Below are 23,622 nucleotides of genomic sequence, written 5' to 3' on the forward strand. Positions count from 1 at the left end.
ATAATTCAATTTATGATTAATTGAATTTAGCACTAATCTTCTTAAAAAACAAATGCCCCTGTTCACTTCACAGGAACAAGGGCTTATTTATCTAATAAACAGAAAGCTGCAATACATTCAAAAAAATTATCTGAAACTGAATGCAATTCCTGCAGTAATCGTATTGTATTCTTGAAGAGTATAATCCCCGAATATTTTAAAGAAACCCAGATTTAATCGAGTCCCAATAGTTGCTCTTACACCGCTTGCCTTAAAATCAACAGAAACCGGATCGACTAAAGTACCGGCATCGCCACTAATGTTTGTATTCGCATCAGTATATTCTAATTTATATGTTCCCTTAACGTCTACATCCATTTTTGCTGTATTGTAACCAACTGCACCATAAAACTCAATCAATTTTAAATTCACCGAAGCAATTGCCTGAATTGTATAGGCATTGGTTGTAAATTCCATCAACTGACCATTTCCTTCAAAACCTGAATCTCCTTGAATATCATATTCCGCTGTCAGCTTGGTATAAGCGATCAATGCGGAAACATCCACCGGAGTTTTATCAATTTTCAAGATTTTCGTTAAGCTTTTCTGAATTCCAATACCAAACATTCCAACTTCTAAGTCAGATGATCCGACTTTAGGAAGGTATCTCAATTTTAAATCGGCATCAATTCCTGGAATTCCAATACCTACCTGCAATGTTGCTGTTGGAACTGCATTCATGGGTAAATCACTGCCAATACCATCTGGAACACTAAATTCAGCAACATCAAAACTTCCACCACCAGATTCAATTCTGGCAAGCAAAGTTTCATTATTATTTCCTCCCATTAAAGTTTGGATTTGAGCAGAATTCCCCCCACTTTTTAAACTAATATTATTGTAATCACTTGCAGCAAATTGAAACACTTCGTCTTTTCCTGAAACCTTTGCCAAATTGGCAACAAAAGTGATATCAAAGCCTAATTTCTTGTGAGTTCGACCAGTTGAATACCAACCATTATTTAATCCGTACATAAAACCTTTAGCAACCGGATTCACATAATTTTCAGTCAATTTAGATGCGTCTTCTGTTCCTGCCAATAAGAATTGTTCAATATCCTGGGATTTACCTAAAAATGGAACAAGAAAAATAAGTAGTAGTAATAATTTTTTCATCATCAGAGATTTAAGTTAGTTTATCTGTCAACATCTGCTAATACGGAGGTTTCTAGTATTTGTTTAAATAAATTATAAATATTCTGCAGCACAACACCTATTTTCAGGATTTCCCTAAAAATATAAACAAACCGTTTCCAAATAAAAAAACCCTACCGAAATGGTAAGGTTTTGAAATTATTTTGCGAGTGTAAATCGATATTTAGCTTTAAAAATTCCTTTCGATATACCTGTTAACTTTCCTTTTAAGAGCCTCTTTTTTAAAGGTGCACAATGATCAGTAAACATGATGCCGTCCAAGTGATCGTATTCATGTTGAATAACCCGGGCAGCATATCCTGAATACTCCTCTTCATGAAATTCCCAATTCTCATCGTAATACTCAATTTTAATGGTTTCAGGACGATTAACATCTTCATTTATGCCAGGAATACTCAAACATCCTTCAGACATAGACCATTCCTCTCCAGTACGTTCAGTAATTTTCGCATTAATGAACATTTTCTTAAATCCTTCCAATTCGGGTTCATCTTCGGCAAAAGAAGAACAGTCGAGCACAAACATTCTTATTGACCGTCCTACTTGCGGAGCCGCTAATCCAACTCCATCGGCAAAATACATGGTTTGCCACATGTCATCCATAAATTTCTGTAATTCAGGATAATCCTTATCAATATCTTTAGCGACCTTCCTTAAAACAGGATGACCGTAAATGGTAATCGGTAAAATCATTCTTTTCTCTCTCTAATTATCTAAATCCAAATAAATCCTAAAACAGATTCCTTTTGGTTTCCATATACGATTGCAATATAATAGCAGCACTCACTTTATCAATCATTGCTTTATCTCTTCTTGCCTTTTTTCCTAAGCCACCATCAATCATGGTTTGAAAAGCAATTTTAGAGGTAAACCGTTCATCTACCAATTCGATTGGCATTTCGGGAAACTTCTTTTTCAATTGCCCCAAAAAAGGCTTTAGATATTTTACAGATTCACTATCCTCATTATTCATTTGTTTTGGATAGCCCACAACAATACATTCAACCTCTTCTGTCTGAAAATATTTCTCCAAATAAGTCAATACATCTTTTGCTGCAACAGTATCCAAACCATTTGCAATAATCTGAAATGGGTCTGTAACAGCCAGCCCAACCCGTTTTCTTCCGTAATCAATCGCTACAATTCGTGCCAAATTTCTTATTTAAACTAATTTTGAATTGCAAAGATATAAGAAACTGATTAAATTTTATCTATTTCTACAAAAATGAGGAGATAAGAAGCTTATATAGAGAAAAATTTTACCATACATAGCACTAAATAAAAAAATCAGGACTCATCCTGATTTTATTTTTGAAAGTAAATATGATCTCCGAAACAATTCTAACCCAGAGGACTTTTTTAGAAAATTATACCAACATGAATAGAAAGTCGATTAATTTCATTTCTTAAATATTCGGTATCGTCTGTATATGTGTTGTGCCATTTTTGCTCCATTTTCTGAAATCGATAACCAATATTTAAAGTAAAATTAGTTTTAGAGCTATTTCCTAACACAAAACCAATTCCAGGGTTAATCAACCAGCCACCTTTGGAATCAATATCATTATTCCCATAATAGTAATTTTGCTCATCCTTATCTTCCAGCGCGAATGAGTATCCCGACTGACAAAACAAAAAGGATTTAATTCCTTTAATCCTGGTATAATATTTAATCTCTCCGAACAAAGGCATTTGCGCCTCATCAAAAGACTCATAACCAACACCTGCGCCCAGAGAAATCCCATTTTTAAGCAAATAACTTCCCGATAGTAACATACTAAAAGGAGCATTGTTTTTATTATCGTTATTTCCAATCAGTGCCCCCATGCGAACTTCATAAAACATTCCCTCATTCTTCATGGGAAGACTATCCTTAGCCGTTTTTTGCATTCTTTTAGCCTCAAAGCGTATATCCGCAATATCTTCCATATCGAACTTCCAAAAATTCTTATCTCTGGTCTCCAGTTCAATAAATTCACCAGGAACTTGTCTGACAATTTTCCCTTTCAGAACGTTACCATTTTTTAAGGTAACTACATCTACATTTCTCTGTGCCATTGTGCCGGCAACAGATAATATAACGAGAGCCATTATTAAAATTGGCTTAATTAATACAATAGGAGTCTTCATAATCATGGTTTTGTTTTTCTTATTGATGATGCATCACGGAAATGGTTGCGTTGAATAAAACAATAAAAATGAAATAGAAGAACGCAACCCTCTGAACCTATTTGCATCATGAAATAAAACAAACCATTAAATCGGTTTTAAATAAATTCACATGAAAACTATAAAACATTTCACCTTCCTATCTGTGCTTATTTTACTATGTACAGTAATTTGGTCTTGCGAAGATAAATTAGAGCATGAATACACAATAAATGAACCTGTATACCTGCCAACTGAAGAGTTTAAGAGTGCTGTTAAGACAGAAAGTGCCAAAGAAATGTTGGTTACCGGAAAAATCTATTTCTATCAAGATTATATTTTAGTAAATGAGAAATTCGAAGGAATTCATGTTATCGATAATTCGGATCCAACCAAACCGATCAACTCAAAATTTATCTCCATTCCCGGAAACATCGACATGGCAGTAAAAGATGATGTTTTGTATGCTGACTCTTACACCGACTTAATTGCAATAAACATCAGTGATATCAATACCATTTCAATAGAAAAACGATTCGCCGATATTTTCCCTTTTTCTTTACCACCAACCGACAATAATTACCGAATTGGGCAAATTGATCCTGAAAAAGGCGTAGTAGTTGGTTGGAAAGTGAAAAGAATCAGTGAAAAATACGCGGAACCTAAATACTATCCTTACTATGATGATGTAATGTTTTCAGACGCATCAAACTCTGCAGGTGTTAAAGCTACTGGTGGTGGAACGGGAAAAGCCGGCTCTATGGCTAAATTCATGATAAATTCGAACACCCTTTATACGCTTGACTCCAGCTCATCACTTCGATTGTTTGACATCTCCAATCCGGATCAAATATCGAAAAATGGACAATTAAACGTTGGCTGGGGAATGGAAACATTATTTGTTTATGAATCAAACCTCTTTATAGGAGCTAGAAATGGCATGTATATTTTCGATATCACAAACCCATTTGCACCCCAATTGGTTTCTCAATATTCTCATTTTATGAGTTGCGACCCAGTGGTGGTGCACAATGATTTGGCATACATCACACTTCGTGCTGGAAATTTTTGCGGACAAAATACCAGTCAGCTGGATGTTGTCGACTTGAGTGACATCACTGCTCCCACATTGCTAAAATCATACAGTATGGAAAATCCGTACGGATTGGGTATTGATGATGATATGTTGTTTGTTTGCGATGGAACTGCCGGATTGAAGATTTACGATGCCTCGGATCCCTTAAATTTAGGTTCCAATTTAGTGAAAGTATACTCTGATATGAATCCTTATGATGTTATTCCTTTGGGCAATGTACTGGTTGTTATCGGAACGGAAGGTTTGTTTCAATACGATTACTCGGATATTAATAACATTCAATTACTTAGTTATATTACCATTGCTGCAAAAGTAGATTAAACCATTAACTTCAATAAACAACAAAGCTTGCTTCATTTGAGGCAAGCTTTTCTTTTCGTTGGAAATAGCAGCCTATTCTTTATTACCACCCAATAGGCGAATTACCTGCAGAATCTCACTAATCTGAACCAATCGATCGATTTGAATACTTGTTTTTTTAAAGGTATTGCAGATGCCGTTTAGGCTTAAACCAAGTTTTTTAGCCATTGCAGATATGCTCACTTCCTGCTTTTTCATTTCTGATAAGATCAGCTCTCGTTGATAGGGGTAGTTTTATTCGAAGTCATACTTAAATGCAGCGATTATATTTTACATTTTGTAATAATTATTCGACTTAAACGGTAATTAATTATCCTATTATGGTAATAAAATACACTTATACTGAAATATATTACAGTAATAGTTTCTTAACTTACAATTATATGGTGTTAGAATATATTAATATGGTGATAGATTACATTCCTATGGTAGTATAATACATTCCTATGGTGGTAGTATTCATTATTCATAAATAATATTTGACTAATTACTGATATGGGTAATTGGGTTAGGGATTGAAGAGGAAACCCCACAGCGATGCTAAAGTTGACAAATAGGTGAAATTGTGATTCTAAAGAAGAATGCCGGTAAATTAACTAAAGATAAGAACCTGAGCGAGGAGTTGGAACGAAAAGCCCGCCCTGAAAGGGAACCCCCTGATTATAAAACACGAAAGGCTGCCCCGAGGGACAGCCTTTCTATATATTGAGAATGAATTCTCTTAGTTTTGCTTCAAGTTTGCTTGAGCTGCAGCTAAACGTGCAATAGGTACACGGAAAGGAGAACAAGAAACGTAATCCATACCCACTGAGTTACAGAACTCAACTGAAGATGGCTCACCACCGTGCTCACCACAGATACCTAATTTGATATCAGGACGAGTAGATTTTCCTTTTTCACAACCCATACGTACTAATTGACCGATACCTTCCTGATCCAATACTTGGAAAGGATCGTGCTTAAGGATACCTTTTTCAATATAGATTGGTAAGAATTTACCAGCATCATCACGAGAATAACCGAATCCCATTTGAGTCAAGTCATTTGTTCCGAAAGAGAAGAATTCAGCATACTCAGCAATTGCATCAGCAGTAAGAGCCGCACGAGGAATCTCAATCATAGTACCTACTAAGAAATTAACTTCAACACCTTTCTCAGCGAAAACAGCAGCTGCAGTTTCTCTGATGATAGCTTCCTGCATTTGGAATTCTTTCAAAGTTCCGATTAATGGAACCATGATCTCTGGTTTAGGATCTTTTCCTTTAGCTTTCAAATCACAAGCAGCTTCGATAATAGCACGAGCCTGCATTTCAGTGATTTCAGGATAAGTGTTACCTAAACGACAACCTCTGTGACCTAACATTGGGTTGAATTCATGTAGAGACTCAACTTTTGCTTTCACGATAGATACATCGATACCTAATTTTTCAGCCATTTCAATTTGAGAATCCTCATCGTTAGGAGTAAACTCGTGCAATGGTGGATCCAGTAAACGGATAGTTACACCAAAACCGTCCATAGCTTCCAAAATTCCCGAGAAATCTTCACGTTGAACAGGAAGTAACTTAGCTAAAGCAGCTTTACGACCTTCCACATTTTCTGCAAGAATCATCTCACGCATTTTCCAAATCTTATCGCCTTCGAAGAACATATGCTCTGTACGACAAAGACCAATACCTTTAGCTCCGAATTCACGGGCAGCTTTAGCATCAGCAGGAGTATCAGCGTTAGTACGAACGTACATACGAGTGTTGTTCTCTGCAACTTCCATCAATTTACCAAAATCACCATCTAATGAAGGAGTGATAGTCGCAACTTTACCTTCGTAAACTTTACCGGTAGTACCGTTCAATGAGATAAAATCACCTTCTTTAAAATCAACTCCATTGATAGTCATTGATTTTCCTGTTACCAAAACACCAGCAGCAGAAGAAATACAACATTTACCCATACCACGTGCAACTACAGCAGCGTGAGAAGTCATACCACCACGTTCAGTTAAAATACCTTCCGCAGCGTACATACCTTTCAAATCTTCAGGAGAAGTTTCGCGACGTACCAAGATTACTTTTTTACCTGCAGCAGCCCACTCTTCAGCAACTTCAGCAGAGAATACGATTTGACCAGTAGCAGCACCCGGAGAAGCTGGAAGACCTTTAGAAAGTTCTTTTGCAGCATCAATAGCTGATTGCTCAAATACAGGGTGAAGTAATTCATCCAATTTGTTAGGCTCCTGACGTAAAATTGCAGTTTTCTCATCAATCATACCTTGAGCTAACATATCAACAGCCATTTTTACCATAGCTGCACCAGTACGCTTACCATTACGGGTTTGCAACATCCAAAGTTTACCATCCTGAATGGTGAACTCCATATCCTGCATATCAGAATAATGATCTTCTAATTTTTGTTGAATTGTATTCAATTCGTTATATAGTTCAGGCATAGCTTCTTCCATAGAAAGGAATTCAGCTTGACGAACTTCTTCAGAAGTACCGTTACGTTCAGCCCAACGCAATGAACCAACTTTAGTAATCTCAAGAGGAGTACGAACACCTGACACAACATCTTCACCTTGTGCGTTGATCAAATACTCACCGTTGAATTGGTCTTCACCGGTAGCAGCATCACGAGAGAAACAAACTCCTGTAGCAGAAGTATCGCCCATGTTACCATATACCATAGCCTGTACGTTTACAGCAGTACCCCACTCAGAAGGAATATTTTCCATTTTACGGTAAAGAATAGCTCTTTCAGTATTCCATGAATCGAATACAGCACAAACAGAACCCCAAAGCTGATCCCAAGGATTAGTAGGGAAATCAACACCAGCGTGCTCACGAACGACTGCTTTGTAACCTTCAACAAGATTTTTAAGGTCTTCAACAGTTAATTCTGTATCAACTTTATATCCTTTAGCTGCTTTTAACTCATCCAAAACAACTTCGAATGGGTTGTGATGACCTTCTTCAGCCTCAACACCCATAACTACATCACCGTACATGTGAATGAAACGACGATATGAATCGTAAGCAAATTTTTCGTTACCTGATTTTTCAGCAACAATTTTCACGGTATCATCATTCATACCAAGGTTTAGAACAGTGTTCATCATACCTGGCATAGAAGCACGAGCACCAGAACGAACTGATACCAACAATGGAAACGAACCATCTTTAGCATCGAATTTAGCGTTCATTGCAACTTCTGTATCTTTCACAGCAGCTTCAACTTGTTCTTTAATCATTGCTACAACAGCATCTTTTCCCTGATTGTTGTAATCAGTACAAACTTCAGTAGTGATAGTGAAACCTGCAGGTACAGGAACACCAATTAGGTTCATTTCAGCAAGGTTAGCACCCTTACCTCCAAGCAAATTCTTCATGTCTGCTTTACCTTCGGCCTTACCGTCACCAAAAGTATAAACGTACTTAGTACTCATAATTATCGCTTTTTAGTTTTAATGTTATTTTCATGCAATAAATTAAAGCATTCAATAACAATTATATATTAACTTATAATCTTTAAAAACATAAATTTTCAAGACATTATTCAATAATACGCCCTGAAAATTGTACACAAAAGTAGTGTTCTTTTTTTTAAAAAGGAAGTAAAGGACTGACAATCTAACTGTCTTTTTCCAAATGATTTAGACTTTTATTTTTCAAACGTTTGCAGCGCATTTACACACTCTTTTACGGAAGGTTATTCCATAAAAACAGCCGATCTTTTGATCGGCTGTTTCATCAAATTATCAAACCTTTATCTCATTGGATACTTATTAATTATTTCTTCAGGATGAAGAATAAAATCCAAATATTGTGCTCTGTAATAAATATCAGAAGCTTTTAATTCATTATCGGACAGTTTACCTCTGAATTCGTCAATACTTTTGTATCCCTTTTTATCCATCCACTGCTCCAGTTCCGAAAGAACCTGTGCGATGTATGAAGGATCATTCTTGTAAAGTGCACTAACCATCTGAACAACACCGGCACCACTCAGCAGCATTTGTACAACATCTTCTGCTGTGTAGAGTCCATTTGTCCCGCATAACCCGCCGGCAATCTTTTTATATAACAAACCAACATAACGTAATCCCAATTTATAATCCCCTTGATGACTCAAATTAAAATTAGTGACATGACGCTCTGTATGAATATCAATTTCCGGTTGAAATAAACGATTAAACAATACAAAAGCAGAAGCTCCAGCCTGATCTAAACGATTCACAAAATTCAATGTATTTGTATAGTACGGACTTAACTTTATACAAAAGGGAATTGACAATCTCTTTTTAAGAGTTTTAACAATTTCCACTTTCTCATCTTCCAATTGAGCGGCTGTTTTATCTACAGTCCCCGGCATTTGGTAAAAATTCAATTCCAAAGCATCCACCCCGGCATCTTCCAATTGCTTGGCGTAATCGAACCAGGTAACATCGTAAATACAATTTAAACTGGCAATTACAGGAATACTAACTGCCTTCTTTACATCAGACAACTTCATGATATGAGCCTTGGCACCAGCATGCTCAATTGCAGGGAAAATGGAGGTCATTTCTGCATTTCTATCTGTGTACTCATCAAGTTCGTCGGCTAATTGCGCTCGTTCCATTTGAATTTGCTCTTCGAAAAGAGATTTGTAAACAATTGCTGCTGCTCCCGCTCTTTCCAATTCCTGAGCTCCTTCTACGGTAGCCGAAAGGGTGCATGCTCCAACAATTATGGGATTTTTAAGTTGCAATCCCATGAATTCAACGTTTAAATTTGCCATATTATTTTTGATTTTAAATTTCTGTTCTTACTAAATTTAATAAATGGACTTGATATATTCAACTCAATTCTCAAAAATTAACAAGCTGATTTTCAACACCAATTAGTCAAACCCAGCAAATAAAAGGACTTACTACTCCTAATTACAAAAAAAATATAGCAGAATAAAAATTTTAATTCTTCTCTTCTGCTCTGAAATTTTGACTAAAAAAAACCTAAAAATATTCCTCCATTACGGATCTGTGATATTAATTAAATAACCCATCTTGAGATGAACCGAACACTGATAGTAAAGCAAATCTGGATGCGTACTGTTGGGAGTAAACCGAAGCGTTCCGTTTTGAGTCATACTTCCTGTAACTCCATTGGTAATTTTACCTGCTCCTCCTCCTGAATCATCGCTGCTAATATAAAAGGGATGAGTAGGTGTATTGATAGAAAAAACATAGGTTGTTCCTCTTTTCAAAGTTAAAATTAACGCCTCGGTGCCATTAATGGTGAAAGCTACAGAATGTCCCTGATTTGCCCACGGGTGATTGGATGTCTTGGTTGCAACTCTTACAGTGAAGTCTGCAGTGGGAGTTGGATCCGGATCCGGCATCATCCCATCATCTCCACCACCACTGCTGCATGCAAAAGTCAAAACAACAAATGCCATCAAAAAAATCCATTTACAATTTTTCATTACACTTCCCTCCTAATTCTATAAAACAATAGTCCGTTACGATTTTGTATGATTCTGATCTTTAGAATGATCAACTGAATACGTGTCTCAATGTTAAGATTTGAAAACAAACACATTGAAAAATCAACCTCATGTCTAACATCTAACGAAAAACATACATTAATATAAGTTACAATTTCTTATGCAGATTTTCACATCCTTTTATGCTTTTTATTCGCTCTTCAAAAAAAAAGGGGCTCCAAACTGGAACCCCTTCACTATATATTCAGAATAATGCTTACTCTTCAGTATAATCCAAAGAAGCCTGACGCTTATATGTTTTATATCTCCACTTAGCATTCTCTTCTGCAGCAACAAACAATTCTTTCGCTTGCTCTGGGAATGATTTCTGTAATGAAGTGTAACGAACTTCACCCAATAGGAAATTCTGGAAATTCTCCCAAACAGGCTCTTTTGAGTCAAGAACAAATGGGTTTTTACCTTCATTTTCCAAGGCTGGATTGTTACGATACAAATGCCAGTAGCCTGCTTCAACAGCTTTCTTCTCTTCTGTTTGTGATTTACCCATAGATGCTTTCAATCCGTGAGAGATACAAGGAGAATAAGCAATAATCAAAGAAGGTCCCGGATAAGCTTCAGCTTCTTTAACAGCTTTCATGTATTGAGCTTGATTTGCTCCCATAGCCACCTGAGCTACATAAACATATCCGTAAGACATTGCTATCATACCAAGGTCTTTCTTTCTGATACGTTTACCGGCAGCAGCAAATTTAGCAACAGCACCAACAGGAGTTGCTTTAGAAGCTTGTCCTCCTGTGTTAGAGTAAATCTCAGTATCCATTACCAATACATTTACATCTTCACCTGAAGCCAATACGTGATCCAATCCACCGAATCCGATATCATAAGCCCAACCGTCACCACCGAAAATCCACTGAGATTTCTTAATCAGGAAGTTTTTAAGATCAAGAACTTCTTTAGCAACAGGATGAGTTTCATTTGCAAGAGCAGACTCAACTTTAGCCGAAGCTTCTATTGACAACTCACCGTTATCTTTATTCTCTAACCACTCAGTAAAAGCAGCTTTTGTTTCAGCATTTACAGCATCCATTGCAACTTCCATACGAAGAGCGATACGGTTACGCATTTTACGTACACCTTCGTTCATACCAAAACCAAACTCAGCATTGTCTTCGAATAATGAGTTAGCCCAAGCCGGACCTTTACCACTCTTATTGTTTTTACAATATGGAGTTGCAGGAGCAGAACCACCGTAAATAGAAGAACAACCTGTTGCATTTGCAACCATCATTCTCTCACCAAACAATTGTGTAATTAACTTGATGTATGGAGTTTCACCACAACCAGCACAAGCTCCTGAAAACTCGAATAACGGCTGAGCAAATTGTGAATTTTTCACGTTATTTTTAGGCAGCAAATCTTTGTAACCTACTTTTTCGTCCATATAATGCCATCTGTCTTTCTCAATCATTTGAGATTCCAAAGGCTTCATTTCCAAAGCTTTTGCTTTAGGAGCAGGACAAACATCAGCACAGTTACCACAACCAGTACAATCTTCAACAGCTACTTGAATTCTGAAATGTAAACCTTTCAATTCTTTACCTGTTGCAGGCTTAACGGCAGTTCCGGCAGGAGCTGCAGCTAATTCCTCTTCAGTTAGAATGAACGGACGAATTGCAGCATGAGGACAAACGTAAGCACACTGGTTACACTGGATACAAGTTTCTTCTTTCCATTCAGGAACATGAACAGCAACACCACGCTTCTCAAACTTAGTTGTACCTGCAGGGAAAGTTCCGTCTTCACGACCTGTGAAAGCAGAAACCGGAAGATCATCACCTTTTTGAGCATTCATTGGATCACAAACCTCAGCAATAAACTTAGGGCGATTATTTGTAGTTGCAGCTTCTTTCTCTTCAGGTAAGTTTTTCCAATCAGCAGAAACTTTAACTTCAACAACATTTTCTCCACCAGCATCAACAGCTGAGAAGTTCATATTTACAACTTTTTCACCTTTGTTACCATACGATTTAACAATCGCTTTCTTCATTTCTTCGGCAGCCTTTTCGAAAGGAATCACATTTGTGATTTTGAAGAATGCAGCCTGCATAATGGTATTGGTACGGTTACCAAGACCAAGATCCTCGCCCAGTTTTGTACCGTTGATAATGTAGAATTTAATCTCATTTTCAGCCAAGTACTTTTTCATATGATTTGGAAGATTCTTAACAGTCTCTTCTGCATCATAAATTGAGTTCAATAAGAAAGAACCACCTTTTTTCAATCCTTTTAGCACATCGTAAAGATATACGTAAGCAGGAACGTGACATGCAACGAAGTCAGGAGTAGTTACCAGATATGTTGAGCGGATTGGTTCATCACCAAAACGAAGGTGAGAAGCAGTAAATCCACCTGATTTTTTAGAATCGTAAGCAAAGTATGCCTGGCAATATTTATCAGTTGAACCACCAATAATTTTAATCGAGTTTTTGTTGGCACCTACAGTACCATCAGAACCCAAACCATAAAATTTCGCTTCGTAAAGAGACTCTGAATTCATCTTAACCTCTGGTAACATTGGAAGTGAAGTAAAAGTCACATCGTCAACAATACCTAAAGTGAATTGATTTTTAGGTTCGTTCATTGCAAGATTTTTGTAAACTGCAACAATTTGAGATGGAGTCACCTCTTTTGAACCTAAACCATAACGTCCGCCAATCACCATTGGAGCATTCTCTTTTCCGTAGAAAACTTCTCTTACGTCAAGATACAATGGTTCTCCGTTAGCACCGGTTTCTTTAGTACGATCAAGTACACAAATACGTTTTACTGATTCTGGAATAACGCTTAAGAAATGTTTGGCTGAGAATGGACGGTACAAATGAACACAAACAAGACCAACTTTTTCGCCGTTTGCCATTTTATAGTCAACCGCTTCTTTAATGGTTTCGTTTACAGAACCCATTGCAATAATGATATTTTCAGCATCGGCTGCACCATAATACATGAAAGGCTTGTATTCTCTTCCTGTAATTTTGGTCATTTCCTTCATGTAGTCAGCTACAATATCCGGAACCGCATTGTAAAATGGGTTAGCAGCTTCGCGAGACTGGAAGTAAACATCAGGATTCTGAGCAGTACCTCTTGTTACAGGAGATTCCGGATTTAAAGCACGATCACGGAAAGCCTGAAGAGCCTCTTGATCAACAAGATCTCTCATGTCTTCCATATCAACAGCTTCAATTTTTTGAATTTCGTGAGATGTACGGAATCCATCGAAGAAGTTCATAAAAGGAACTCTTGATTTAATTGCAGTTAAGTGAGATACTGCAGAAAGATCCATTACTTCCTGAACCGAACCTGAAGCCAACATAGCGAAACCTGTCTGACGTGCAGAATATACATCAGAGTGATCTCCAAAAATACTCAATGCCTGAGCAGCAAGAGCACGGGCACTAATATGAAATACACATGGCAATAATTCACCAGCGATTTTATACATGTTAGGAATCATTAATAATAATCCCTGAGATGCAGTATAAGTAGTTGTTAATGCACCAGCTTGTAATGCACCGTGAACAGCACCTGCAGCACCGGCTTCAGATTGCATTTCTACTAATTGTACTGTTTCTCCAAATAGATTTTTACGTCCTTGTGCAGCCCACTCATCAACATTCTCAGCCATTGGCGAAGATGGGGTGATTGGGTAAATACAAGAAACCTCACTAAACATATATGCTACGTGAGCGGCAGCGGCATTACCATCACAGGTAATGAATTTTTTTTCTCTTGCCATTTTACTCCTCCGATTAAATTTTATTATTTGGTATTTTATTTGCTATCTAATTCTTTAATACAAAAAGCCGAACAACCAAAGAGGTATTTTATTTCCCTCTCCACGTTCTATCATATCGGCAGCAATAAAAAAGTCTTCTGTTCTAAATTTCGATTCAGACGTATCATCACTACCTGTAATTTCAAAATTAAATTTATCATTCACTAAAAAATGACCTCTGTCGGTGCTTGTAATGCTTCTGTTAGGTCCCACCTGATTGTAAAAGAAAGTTTCCCTTAGATTACTTTCATTTACATTTTCCGGTGCAATTGCATATAATAAATTCGTATTGTGCAGATAAACTTTATTTGGTTTCTTCGACGCATCGTTAAAACTCCCCTGAGAATTCAACAAACGAATTAATCTAGCATTCTTTAAATACTTCAAATAATTCATAATTGTAGCTCTGGATGTTTCTACATCGTTTGCCAGCTTACTTACATTTGGTTGAAAAGGAACATTACAGGAAATAATATATAGAAGTTTCTTTAACTTGGACAGGTATTTTAGTTCAATTTGATTTAAGTAAGTGATATCAAATTCTAAAATCAAATTGATCATCTTCAAAAGATTATCCATAAAGCTTTTCTCCTCCTGATAACAAGGATAATATCCAAACCTCAGGTAATCATTGAAATAAGCTAACGGACGAACCTTGCCAAGAATTTCTTCAACAATTCCCTCATGATTCTCTAACAGTTCTTCCAGTGTGTAGCGAGTAAATTGATTTCCCGACTCATAATTTAAAAATTCTCTAAATGACAAGCCATTTAGGTAATAGACATTCACACAATTTTTCAAATCTTCATTCGTCTTAATCCGAAGAATTGATGAACCGGTAAAAATAATCTTTAAATCGGGATATTGCTCGTAACAAGTTCGCAGACCTTTTGCCCATTCCGGGTATTTATGAATCTGATCGAGAAGCAATATTTTACCTCCTCTTTTGTAAAATTCATCAATAAAAGGAACTAATCCTTTCTCAGTAAAGAATAAATTGTTTAGGTTGATGTATAAGCAATTCTTATCGTTGGCATGGTGCTCACGAATATAATCCAATAAAAAAGTTGTTTTCCCAACTCCTCTGGATCCTTTAATGGCTATCAAACGTTGTGACCAATCAATTTCATCAGCCAACTCACGTCTAATGGTGCCTTTCTTATGCTTCAACAAACTATTATGAGTCTGTACTAAAGTGTTCATTTTCTGTCGAATTTACTTCGCAAATTTATAGAATAAAAGCGGCATTTTGCAATCTAGAGATTACAAAAAGCTTTTCTTTTTGCTATTTATACTTATTTAAAATAAGATACCACAAATCGATAAATTGCTAGTTATAAGAATACTAAGCTAAAATACATTTTTAAAACTAGTCTTATTCATTTATGAAATTTCATTGTAAATTAACACTTTAAGTTTAACACAAAAAGAAAGGGCAATGACTGATATCATTACCCTTTTATATCTTTTTAAAACTAAAAGCGATTTACTTATCGTTCATTGAGATTAAAAATTCTTCGTTCGATTTTGTTTTTCTTAAGCGATCCTGCAGGAATTGCATTGCCTCAATAGAGTTCATATCTGTCAGATAATTTCTAAGAATCCAGATGCGGTTCAATTGATTTGGATCAAGAAGCAGATCGTCACGACGAGTACTTGATGCTGTAATATCAATTGCCGGGAAAATTCGTTTGTTAGATAACTTACGATCTAACTGAAGCTCCATATTACCAGTCCCTTTAAATTCTTCAAAGATAACATCATCCATTTTAGAACCTGTATCTGTTAATGCTGTTGCTAAAATTGTAAGCGATCCACCATTCTCAATATTTCTTGCCGCACCAAAGAAACGTTTTGGTTTGTGCAATGCGTTTGCATCCACACCCCCCGAAAGCACTTTACCTGAAGCAGGAGAAACAGTATTGTATGCACGAGCCAATCTTGTTATTGAATCCAATAGAATTACAACATCATGACCACACTCAACCATTCGTTTTGCTTTCTCTAAAACGATATTAGCAACACGAACATGGCGTTCAGCCGGCTCATCAAAGGTAGATGAAATAACCTCAGCATTTACGCTTCGAGCCATATCGGTAACCTCTTCAGGACGCTCATCGATCAACAAAATAATCATATAAGTTTCTGGATTGTTCGCTGCAATAGCATTGGCTATCTCTTTCAAAAGAACAGTTTTACCTGTTTTTGGCTGTGCAACAATCAGTCCTCTTTGTCCTTTACCAATTGGAGCAAACATGTCAACAAGACGTGTTGACATTGAATTCATCCCTTTTCCTGTCAAATTAAATTTCTCATCCGGAAATAAAGGCGTCAAATGATCAAAAGGTACACGATCCCGAATTACCTCAGGTAGTCTGCCGTTAATCTTTGCAACTTTAATTAATGGAAAATACTTCTCACCTTCTTTGGGCGGACGAATTGTTCCATTAACAGTATCTCCGGTTTTTAAACCGAATAATTTGATTTGCGACTGCGACACATATATATCATCAGGAGAATTCAAGTAATTGTAATCCGACGAACGCAGGAAACCATAGCCATCAGGCATAATTTCCAAAACACCCGAATTGTCAATTATTCCATCAAACTCAAACAATTTCTCTTTCTCACGTTTTTCAAAACGTTTTCTATTTGGATTCTCTTGTCTTTCCGTTTTCTCTGGCTTATCAGACACTTCCCGGCCTTCTGTTTTCACCTGTTCTTCAGTAACATCCGCCACCTCAGGCTTGTCCTGACGTTCTGGTTTATCCTGACGTTCTGTTCTTGGCGTTCTTGGTGGTCTTGCAGGTCTCGGTGGTCTTGCGGGTCTTTCGCTTCTTTGTGCATTTTCATTTGCAACTGGAGGCGCTGAAACTGAGGTTTGTGATTGTTCTTCGATTTTCTCCTCAACAGGAGTACTTTCAGCTTTTTCAACAACCGGTCTTGTTCCTCGTATGGGTTTTCTTGGGGCGTCTTTTGGTGCTGTATCTTCTTCTTGAGTAGTCTCATTACTTACAGCATCCCTAACTGGTTGTTCCGGCTTTTTTCTTTTGTGCAAAAGCGATCTGGATCGCCCTTCATCAGCCTTACTATCTCCCATCGGACTCTTAGGTCTTTTTAGGGGAGTCTTTTTTTCTGGTGTTTTTCTTTCAGAAGCTACAATTGCCTGTTGATCAAGGATTCTGTAAATTAAATCCTGTTTCTTAAAAGACTCAATTTTTTTAACATTGAGTTCTTTAGCGATTTCTCGTAATTCAGGCACAAGCTTCTTGTTTAATTCAAGAATATCGTACATAAATGATATATTAATATTTTTCGGGTGATTTTTTTAGATAGAAATTGTTTTGAACAATTGGGAACCTGATCTTTCGACCTCTAAATGAGAAGAATTAATCTGAATTCAATTGCAATATTACGGAATTAGTTATAAATCACAAAAAATAAATGATTTTATTATTCAAATTGATGCCTGATGTCGCTATATAAGTTTATTAATCTCAAAATAAACTTCTTGAAAGTGCCACAAATTTCTTTTTCAAAATGATTTTGCTATATTTAAATATAAACGAGAATAGTCAACTCGTATGTAAATACCATTAAAATCCACTATGAGACAACTAAAGATCACTAAACAGGTAACCAATAGAGAAACTCCGTCACTGGACAAGTACCTTCATGAAATTGGGAAAGTCGATCTTATTTCTGCAGAGGAAGAGGTTCAGCTTGCCAGGGAGATAAAAAAGGGCAATAAAAAAGCCCTGGATCGACTTATTAAATGCAATCTACGTTTTGTTGTTTCTGTATCGAAACAATATCAAAACCAAGGCCTTAGTCTGCCGGATTTGATTAACGAAGGAAACTTAGGACTAATTAAAGCAGCTCAAAGATTTGATGAAACCAGAGGTTTTAAGTTCATATCATATGCTGTTTGGTGGATTAGGCAATCCATTTTGCAGGCATTGGCCGAGCAAGCCCGAATTGTGCGCCTGCCGTTAAACAAAATTGGTTCTATTAACAAAATCAACAAAACATTCGCTCAATTGGAACAGGAGTATCAGCGGGAACCTTCACCTGAAGAAATTGCTACCATACTGGAAATGAGTCCGAAAGATGTAAAAGAAGCACTTAAGGCTTCAGGAAGACACATCTCTATGGATGCTCCTATAAACCCTGACGAAGAGAATACTCTTTACGATATATTGCTTAGCAATGATGAAATTAGTCCGGATAAAAAGCTAATTCGGGACTCACTTCGCAAAGAAATTGACCGGTCTTTATCAACACTTTCAAAAAGGGAGGCTGCTATTATTAGATTGTATTTTGGATTAAATGAAAAGCCACCTTACTCTCTCGAAGAAATTGGAAAAGAATTTGGCTTAACGCGGGAACGTGTTCGCCAGATTAAAGAGAAGGCAATCAAGCGAATGAAGACAACATTTAGAAGCAAAATACTAAAAACTTATTTAGGAGAATAATATTTATTTTAGGGTGAAAAGAAAGGATAAGAATAGATGGTGAATTTTCATTTACCTCCTCTTATCCTTTTTTACTTATATTTGCGCCATATTTAAACGAAACGTAAACAACCAAATGCAAACATTAATTTCACCTTCGCTGTTAGCTGCCGATTTCACAAATCTAAAGGCCGATATCGAAATGGTAAACAACAGTCAGGCCGATTGGTTTCACTTAGACATTATGGATGGGGTCTTTGTACCTAACATATCATATGGTCTGCCTGTTGTAGAGCAAATAAACAAAATTGCTGAAAAACCGTTGGATGTTCATCTGATGATTATTGATCCGGATAGATACGTTGCAGCTTTTAAAAAAGCCGGCGCTGACATTCTAACAGTTCATTACGAAGCTTGCACTCATCTTCACCGTACTATTCAGAACATTCACAGTGAAGGAATGAAAGCCGGCGTATCGCTAAACCCTCATACCCCGGTTTCTGTTTTAGAAGAAATTATTACTGATATTGATTTGGTTCTTTTAATGAGCGTAAATCCTGGTTTTGGCGGACAGAGTTTTATTGAGAGCACTTATGCTAAAGTTGAAAAACTGGCTGAATTGATCAAAGAAAAAAATGCTTCTGTCGTAATTGAAATTGATGGAGGTGTGAATTTGGAAACAGGAAAAAAATTAATTGAAGCCGGGGCCAATGCTTTGGTTGCCGGAAGTTTTGTTTTTGGAGCAAATGATCCGAATCAAACAATATCCGATTTAAAAAATCTATAATATACAGAAGACCAAATGCAGTACATTTGGTCTTTCTTTTTATACTTTCGCAACATCCTTCCCTTCCAAATAAGCCTGAAGATAAGCAAATTGAGGAGTCAGCCTTCCATTTTCTGCAATTGTTGCCCTCTCAATTATTCCATCCGGATCATCATCTAAAAGGGCTTCATACACATTCTGATACAAAGCCTCTCCAAAATCAATTGATGAATCACGAGGTAATTCACCCGGTAAATTATCCACAGCCATAACTGTTACGTTTTTTTTATCCACAAAAGGAATTGCTTCTTCCTCCTTAAATCGATCATATCCATAAAACGACGAAGCAATTGTTGAAGCCCTTAATGTTGATGCAATTGGACCATTTAAATCACAGCTTACATCGGCAATTACCGAAATTTTAAAATCATCTTCTTTGTAATCTTCCGGAATTAGAAATTTAGGCGATTTTGGATCCCAATAATGGCAGGCAATAAATAAATCTGTCACTTTAGTAAAAGGCTTGAATGTTGATCGGTACATTTCCGGATTCTCGTAAAAATCAAGCAAATTAAATTCACCTCCGTCTTTACGTTCCACATAGTCTTCCGGGTCAATACGGCAAACAACAGGTTCGTTAAAACTTTCGTGTAAAAATTGTTCCGGTGCAACCTCTTTCAAATTTAGAACACGCAGGGTCTGCATTGCTCCCATCGCAACACGACCACCTCCGGTAATTAATATTTTTATCGGTTTTAAACTAACTTTTTTTAGATGTAAATACATCTCCTCCATATCTTTGCAATAACTGGCTGGTGGTAAATCGAAAAAATCGGTACGCACACCGCGGGCTCTAAGTGCTTTATACGCTCCCACAACACCAGCCCAATGACCAAATGCCACAAGCCTTCGGTGCTTGTTATCCGTTAAATATTCATAATCAATAAGGGTTATATTTCTTTTAATTATTTGTTGCAGCAATTCACGATTGTAGAGCTGTTGTTTTGCTGTATGAGAAAAGAACAAATAGGTTTTATTTGGGATCAGAGTTGGAATAGAAACTTCCTTTACTCCAATCAATATATCACAATCTCGCAAATCATCCGTTAAAAAATATCCCTGCTCCCGGTATTCCGAATCAGTAAAACAACGAATATCGCTCGGCTGAATGAATATACTGACATTAGGATATTTATTGAGAATTTGTAAGCCTGTTACCGGTGGTATTGCAACCCTTCTATCAGGTGGATTTTTAGTTTCCCGAAGGACTCCAATTCTAATTCTTTTTTTCATACGATTCCTTATTTATATGCAAGTGTTTGATTTTATGCACGTAATGAGTATTAAGATAATAATAAAAAGAACGATTATCTACATTCCAACCGAATTGATTTACGAACATTTCAGATATCAAACTCTTTCTTTAGCAATTCCCGAACCTATTGTTTCCCACTATACATTATAAAAGATCGTTAAGCACTCTTTATTTGTAATTGATACTTAAAGGTCTATCGATTCAAACTTAAATTTAATACATATTCTGAAAGGTTTCTATGAAAAAATCATGTGAAATGTATGAATTTTACTAATTTTACACCAATTCTGGGGCTGACGTGGATTTTGACAGCATGATGAATTAGTATGTAAGCATGTCGAGCGTTGTTATTCCAGCTCGTAAATATCGGATATCAAACTTTTTAATTGGCGAAAATAACTACGCTCTTGCTGCTTAATCGAATAAAGTAGATTAATGCTTCATCACCACTCTAGGAGTGGAGACGAGACATCCAACTTATGGTTCCACCTTGTTCCGGTAAGTAATTGGATGCTATCAATTCAGGGTTAGTCTGCTTCAGGCTTTGGGGAGCAGGCGAAATTAAAAAGATAAGATAAAGTATCGGGTGTGCTTTCCCTAACTTTGTACGAAAATCAATAAATCACTACACATGTAGAAAGCCTATTGATCGCGTGTTTGGACCAGGGTTCGATTCCCTGCAGCTCCACCGTAAATAAAAAAAACGACTTCAATTGAAGTCGTTTTTTTTCCTGATAGTTTCTCATTACTTTGACACAAAACGGATCAAGCAGAAAATATGGGAGCTCTTTTCCAAAGTTTTAGTGAAAGCTAAACATCTACTCAAAAGAACCTGAAAACTTAACACCAATCAATAAAAACTTAACTTTTTACTTTGCACTCCCTACTTTCGTGAAAAAGCTATTTTAGCCAATGAAGTTCCATCAGAACAAACTAATTATATATTTGTTTATAAGAGTAGAACAACTCTAACCAACTAAAAAATTGCTTAGTACATGACAATAATACAAATCATTGATTTTCAACAAAATAAGCCTCTGTATATTTAGATAAGACGTTGATTTTCATTATCTTAGAAGAATAATACCACTCATTTTTCTAATGAAGAAAATCAACGTCGAGAATAAAAGTAAGGAATTCATATCAATATTGAATACCCATTTTGAAGGAAAAGTTAATTTATCACGTCTGAAATTTATTTCCATGTTTGTGTTTGCCCTATGCAAAGTCCAGACTGTAGGTTTCGAAAAATTAGCTAACGCATTTGATAGTAAGGCTCAGGCAGAATCATGTTTAAGGCGTGTTCAACGTTTTATCGCGCAGTTCATGTTAGATTCTGATTTGGTTGCAAAACTCATTTTTGGATTATTACCCCAAAAAGAAAACTTGAGACTTAGTATTGACAGAACAAATTGGAAATTTGGGAAAACTAATATCAATATCTTCATGCTTGGTGTAACTTATAAAGGAGTGGCTTTCCCTCTGCTGTTTTCTATGCTGGATAAACGTGGCAATTCCAATTGCCGGGAGAGAATTGATTTAGTGAACCGATTCATACGGCTTTTCGGAACGGAATGTATTGACTGTTTGATGGCTGACCGTGAATTTGTTGGAGATAAATGGATCGAATATCTAAATGAAAATCGTATTCGATATTATATCCGAATCAGGAATAATTTCAAAATTTACGTGCCTCATAAAAATGAGGAAATTAAAGCAGCATGGTTGTTTAAATCGCTTAAGTTTGGGGAGTTTGTTCATTATAAACGAATTGTTAGAATGGGATCACAGCTTTGCTATATCTCTGGATGTAAACAAAAAGGCAAAAAAAAAGATGAAGAATTATTGATGATCGTATCGTTCAATAAACCAGAGCAGGCTCAAATAAATTATAAAGAGCGTTGGCAAATAGAAACTTGCTTCAGAGCAATGAAATCAAGTGGCTTTGACATTGAGAAAACACATTTACAAGCCATTGATCGAATTGAGAAACTGACTCTTCTTGTTATGATAGCTTTCGTCTGGTGTTATAAAATCGGAATATTCATACATGAAAATGTGAAGAAAATTAAAATAAAAAAACATGGACGAAAAGCTAAAAGTATATTCAAATGTGGATTATCTTATATTGCAAACGTCTTGTTAAATTCAGAAAATCAGAACAATATAAATGTGTTCAAGTTTTTGTCATGTACTTAGAAAAAATTGTTAATAAAAAGTCAGTAAAGATATGATCAAACTAAAAAAAACTAAAGTAGATCGTTTTATTTTACCATCATTAAATTCATGTCAAATACTTTAACAATTTTTGTTGTATTTGTTTAAAACTATTTATCGTCAAGGAAAGGAATAAAATAATATTTCACTTAATTTATTAAAATTATGAATACAGTAATTCATAAAAAGGAGCGACAATTAAATTGACACTCCTTTTCATTGTTCACTTAGCAATAATTGCATTTCAATAAATATAAAACAAAACAGTATAAAATTTAAACGTTTTTGAATTCAATTTATACTCCAATTAAATGTAGGATATTCCTTTTTCAATTGCTTAGGGGAAGTCGCGTTTTTTAAAAGCCCATCCAGATAGGAATTTGAGGTATTTATAATATTCATAATGTTTCGATCTTTTATAAAGAACTCTTCTTCCTGAAGTATATCCAACACATCGTCAAATCTTAATCTTCTTATCTCCGACCAATAATAATACCTTGCAATTAAACATCGGTTTCGACGTTCAATTAATCTTGAGCGTCTAGTTTCTTTTTTGATAAATTCTCTTTCGCATTCTAAATTTGCTTCTTCTAATGATTTTTTCATTTCAACATTTATTTTTTAATCCTGAGAAATACTCACACCATTTTAAATCAAATAATATTTGACCAATTGATGCTTTATTATTATAAACAGCTGAAAATATAGATTAAGAGTTTGAATAGAAAATAGATTTATTAGTTACAAAAAACGATT

At 36.0% G+C, this 23,622-nt stretch carries 17 protein-coding genes and 1 other RNA gene; 5 read left to right on the plus strand and 13 right to left on the minus strand.

Going from position 1 to position 23,622, the window contains the following annotated elements; all coding sequences use genetic code 11:
• Positions 1-126: 126 nt before the first annotated feature.
• The 4 genes from ACHZAX_RS15415 to ACHZAX_RS15430 form a co-directional block, all read right to left on the minus strand.
• The gene (locus ACHZAX_RS15415) at positions 127-1,155 is read right to left on the minus strand and encodes a DUF6588 family protein (RefSeq protein ID WP_320019748.1); all 1,029 of its coding nucleotides are present in this window, start codon (positions 1,153-1,155) and stop codon (positions 127-129) included.
• Positions 1,156-1,332: 177 nt separating this feature from the next.
• Positions 1,333-1,887: a peptide deformylase gene (def, locus tag ACHZAX_RS15420; RefSeq protein ID WP_320019749.1), complete on the minus strand. Its 555-nt coding sequence runs from the start codon at positions 1,885-1,887 to the stop codon at positions 1,333-1,335.
• A gap of 37 nt (positions 1,888-1,924) precedes the next feature.
• The gene (gene ruvX, locus ACHZAX_RS15425) at positions 1,925-2,347 is read right to left on the minus strand and encodes a Holliday junction resolvase RuvX (RefSeq protein ID WP_101308822.1); all 423 of its coding nucleotides are present in this window, start codon (positions 2,345-2,347) and stop codon (positions 1,925-1,927) included.
• 206 nt (positions 2,348-2,553) lie between these two features.
• Entirely contained in the window at positions 2,554-3,324 is a 771-nt protein-coding gene (locus ACHZAX_RS15430; protein WP_320019750.1) for a hypothetical protein, read from the minus strand.
• 151 nt (positions 3,325-3,475) lie between these two features.
• On the opposite strand from ACHZAX_RS15430, the gene ACHZAX_RS15435 reads away from it, so the two are divergent.
• A complete protein-coding gene (locus ACHZAX_RS15435) occupies positions 3,476-4,759 on the plus strand; it encodes an LVIVD repeat-containing protein (protein ID WP_320019751.1) in 1,284 nt (427 codons plus the stop codon).
• 72 nt (positions 4,760-4,831) lie between these two features.
• Here ACHZAX_RS15435 and ACHZAX_RS15440 read toward each other — a convergent pair whose 3' ends face one another.
• The 7 genes from ACHZAX_RS15440 to rho all read right to left on the minus strand — a co-directional run bounded on the left by ACHZAX_RS15440 (position 4,832) and on the right by rho (position 17,409).
• On the minus strand, positions 4,832-4,996 hold the full coding sequence (locus tag ACHZAX_RS15440) for a hypothetical protein (RefSeq protein ID WP_180327232.1): 165 nt from the start codon (positions 4,994-4,996) through the stop codon (positions 4,832-4,834).
• Positions 4,997-5,519: 523 nt separating this feature from the next.
• On the minus strand, positions 5,520-8,240 hold the full coding sequence (ppdK, locus tag ACHZAX_RS15445) for a pyruvate, phosphate dikinase (protein ID WP_320019752.1): 2,721 nt from the start codon (positions 8,238-8,240) through the stop codon (positions 5,520-5,522).
• 320 nt (positions 8,241-8,560) lie between these two features.
• Positions 8,561-9,574, minus strand: a complete 1,014-nt coding sequence (locus ACHZAX_RS15450) for a dihydroorotate dehydrogenase-like protein (protein WP_101308826.1) — start codon at positions 9,572-9,574, stop codon at positions 8,561-8,563.
• A gap of 231 nt (positions 9,575-9,805) precedes the next feature.
• A complete protein-coding gene (locus ACHZAX_RS15455) occupies positions 9,806-10,231 on the minus strand; it encodes a hypothetical protein (RefSeq protein WP_320019753.1) in 426 nt (141 codons plus the stop codon).
• Between the two features lie 304 nt (positions 10,232-10,535).
• Positions 10,536-14,075 carry a pyruvate:ferredoxin (flavodoxin) oxidoreductase gene (gene nifJ / locus ACHZAX_RS15460; RefSeq protein ID WP_101308827.1) on the minus strand — a complete coding sequence of 1,180 codons (3,540 nt, stop codon included), beginning with the start codon at positions 14,073-14,075 and terminating at the stop codon, positions 10,536-10,538.
• Positions 14,076-14,129: 54 nt separating this feature from the next.
• A complete protein-coding gene (locus ACHZAX_RS15465) occupies positions 14,130-15,317 on the minus strand; it encodes an ATP-binding protein (protein WP_101308828.1) in 1,188 nt (395 codons plus the stop codon).
• Between the two features lie 283 nt (positions 15,318-15,600).
• Positions 15,601-17,409 carry a transcription termination factor Rho gene (gene rho / locus ACHZAX_RS15470; protein WP_320019754.1) on the minus strand — a complete coding sequence of 603 codons (1,809 nt, stop codon included), beginning with the start codon at positions 17,407-17,409 and terminating at the stop codon, positions 15,601-15,603.
• Between the two features lie 313 nt (positions 17,410-17,722).
• On the opposite strand from rho, the gene ACHZAX_RS15475 reads away from it, so the two are divergent.
• A complete protein-coding gene (locus tag ACHZAX_RS15475) occupies positions 17,723-18,589 on the plus strand; it encodes a sigma-70 family RNA polymerase sigma factor (RefSeq protein WP_124991294.1) in 867 nt (288 codons plus the stop codon).
• 115 nt (positions 18,590-18,704) lie between these two features.
• Positions 18,705-19,355, plus strand: a complete 651-nt coding sequence (rpe, locus tag ACHZAX_RS15480) for a ribulose-phosphate 3-epimerase (protein WP_320019755.1) — start codon at positions 18,705-18,707, stop codon at positions 19,353-19,355.
• 39 nt (positions 19,356-19,394) lie between these two features.
• Here the strand turns inward: rpe and ACHZAX_RS15485 are convergent, their stop codons facing one another.
• On the minus strand, positions 19,395-20,627 hold the full coding sequence (locus ACHZAX_RS15485) for an NAD(P)-dependent oxidoreductase (protein ID WP_320019756.1): 1,233 nt from the start codon (positions 20,625-20,627) through the stop codon (positions 19,395-19,397).
• Between the two features lie 311 nt (positions 20,628-20,938).
• On the opposite strand from ACHZAX_RS15485, the gene ssrA reads away from it, so the two are divergent.
• Both ssrA and ACHZAX_RS15495 read left to right on the plus strand, forming a co-directional pair.
• Positions 20,939-21,340, plus strand: a transfer-messenger RNA (tmRNA) gene (gene ssrA / locus ACHZAX_RS15490).
• A gap of 410 nt (positions 21,341-21,750) precedes the next feature.
• Positions 21,751-22,848, plus strand: a complete 1,098-nt coding sequence (locus ACHZAX_RS15495; protein ID WP_320017662.1) for an IS4 family transposase — start codon at positions 21,751-21,753, stop codon at positions 22,846-22,848.
• A 309-nt stretch (positions 22,849-23,157) separates the two neighbouring features.
• Here ACHZAX_RS15495 and ACHZAX_RS15500 read toward each other — a convergent pair whose 3' ends face one another.
• Positions 23,158-23,472, minus strand: a complete 315-nt coding sequence (locus tag ACHZAX_RS15500) for a hypothetical protein (protein WP_124992308.1) — start codon at positions 23,470-23,472, stop codon at positions 23,158-23,160.
• Between the last annotated feature and the right edge of the window lie 150 nt (positions 23,473-23,622).

Source organism: Labilibaculum manganireducens (assembly GCF_963665805.2).
Lineage (GTDB): Bacteria > Bacteroidota > Bacteroidia > Bacteroidales > Marinifilaceae > Labilibaculum > Labilibaculum manganireducens.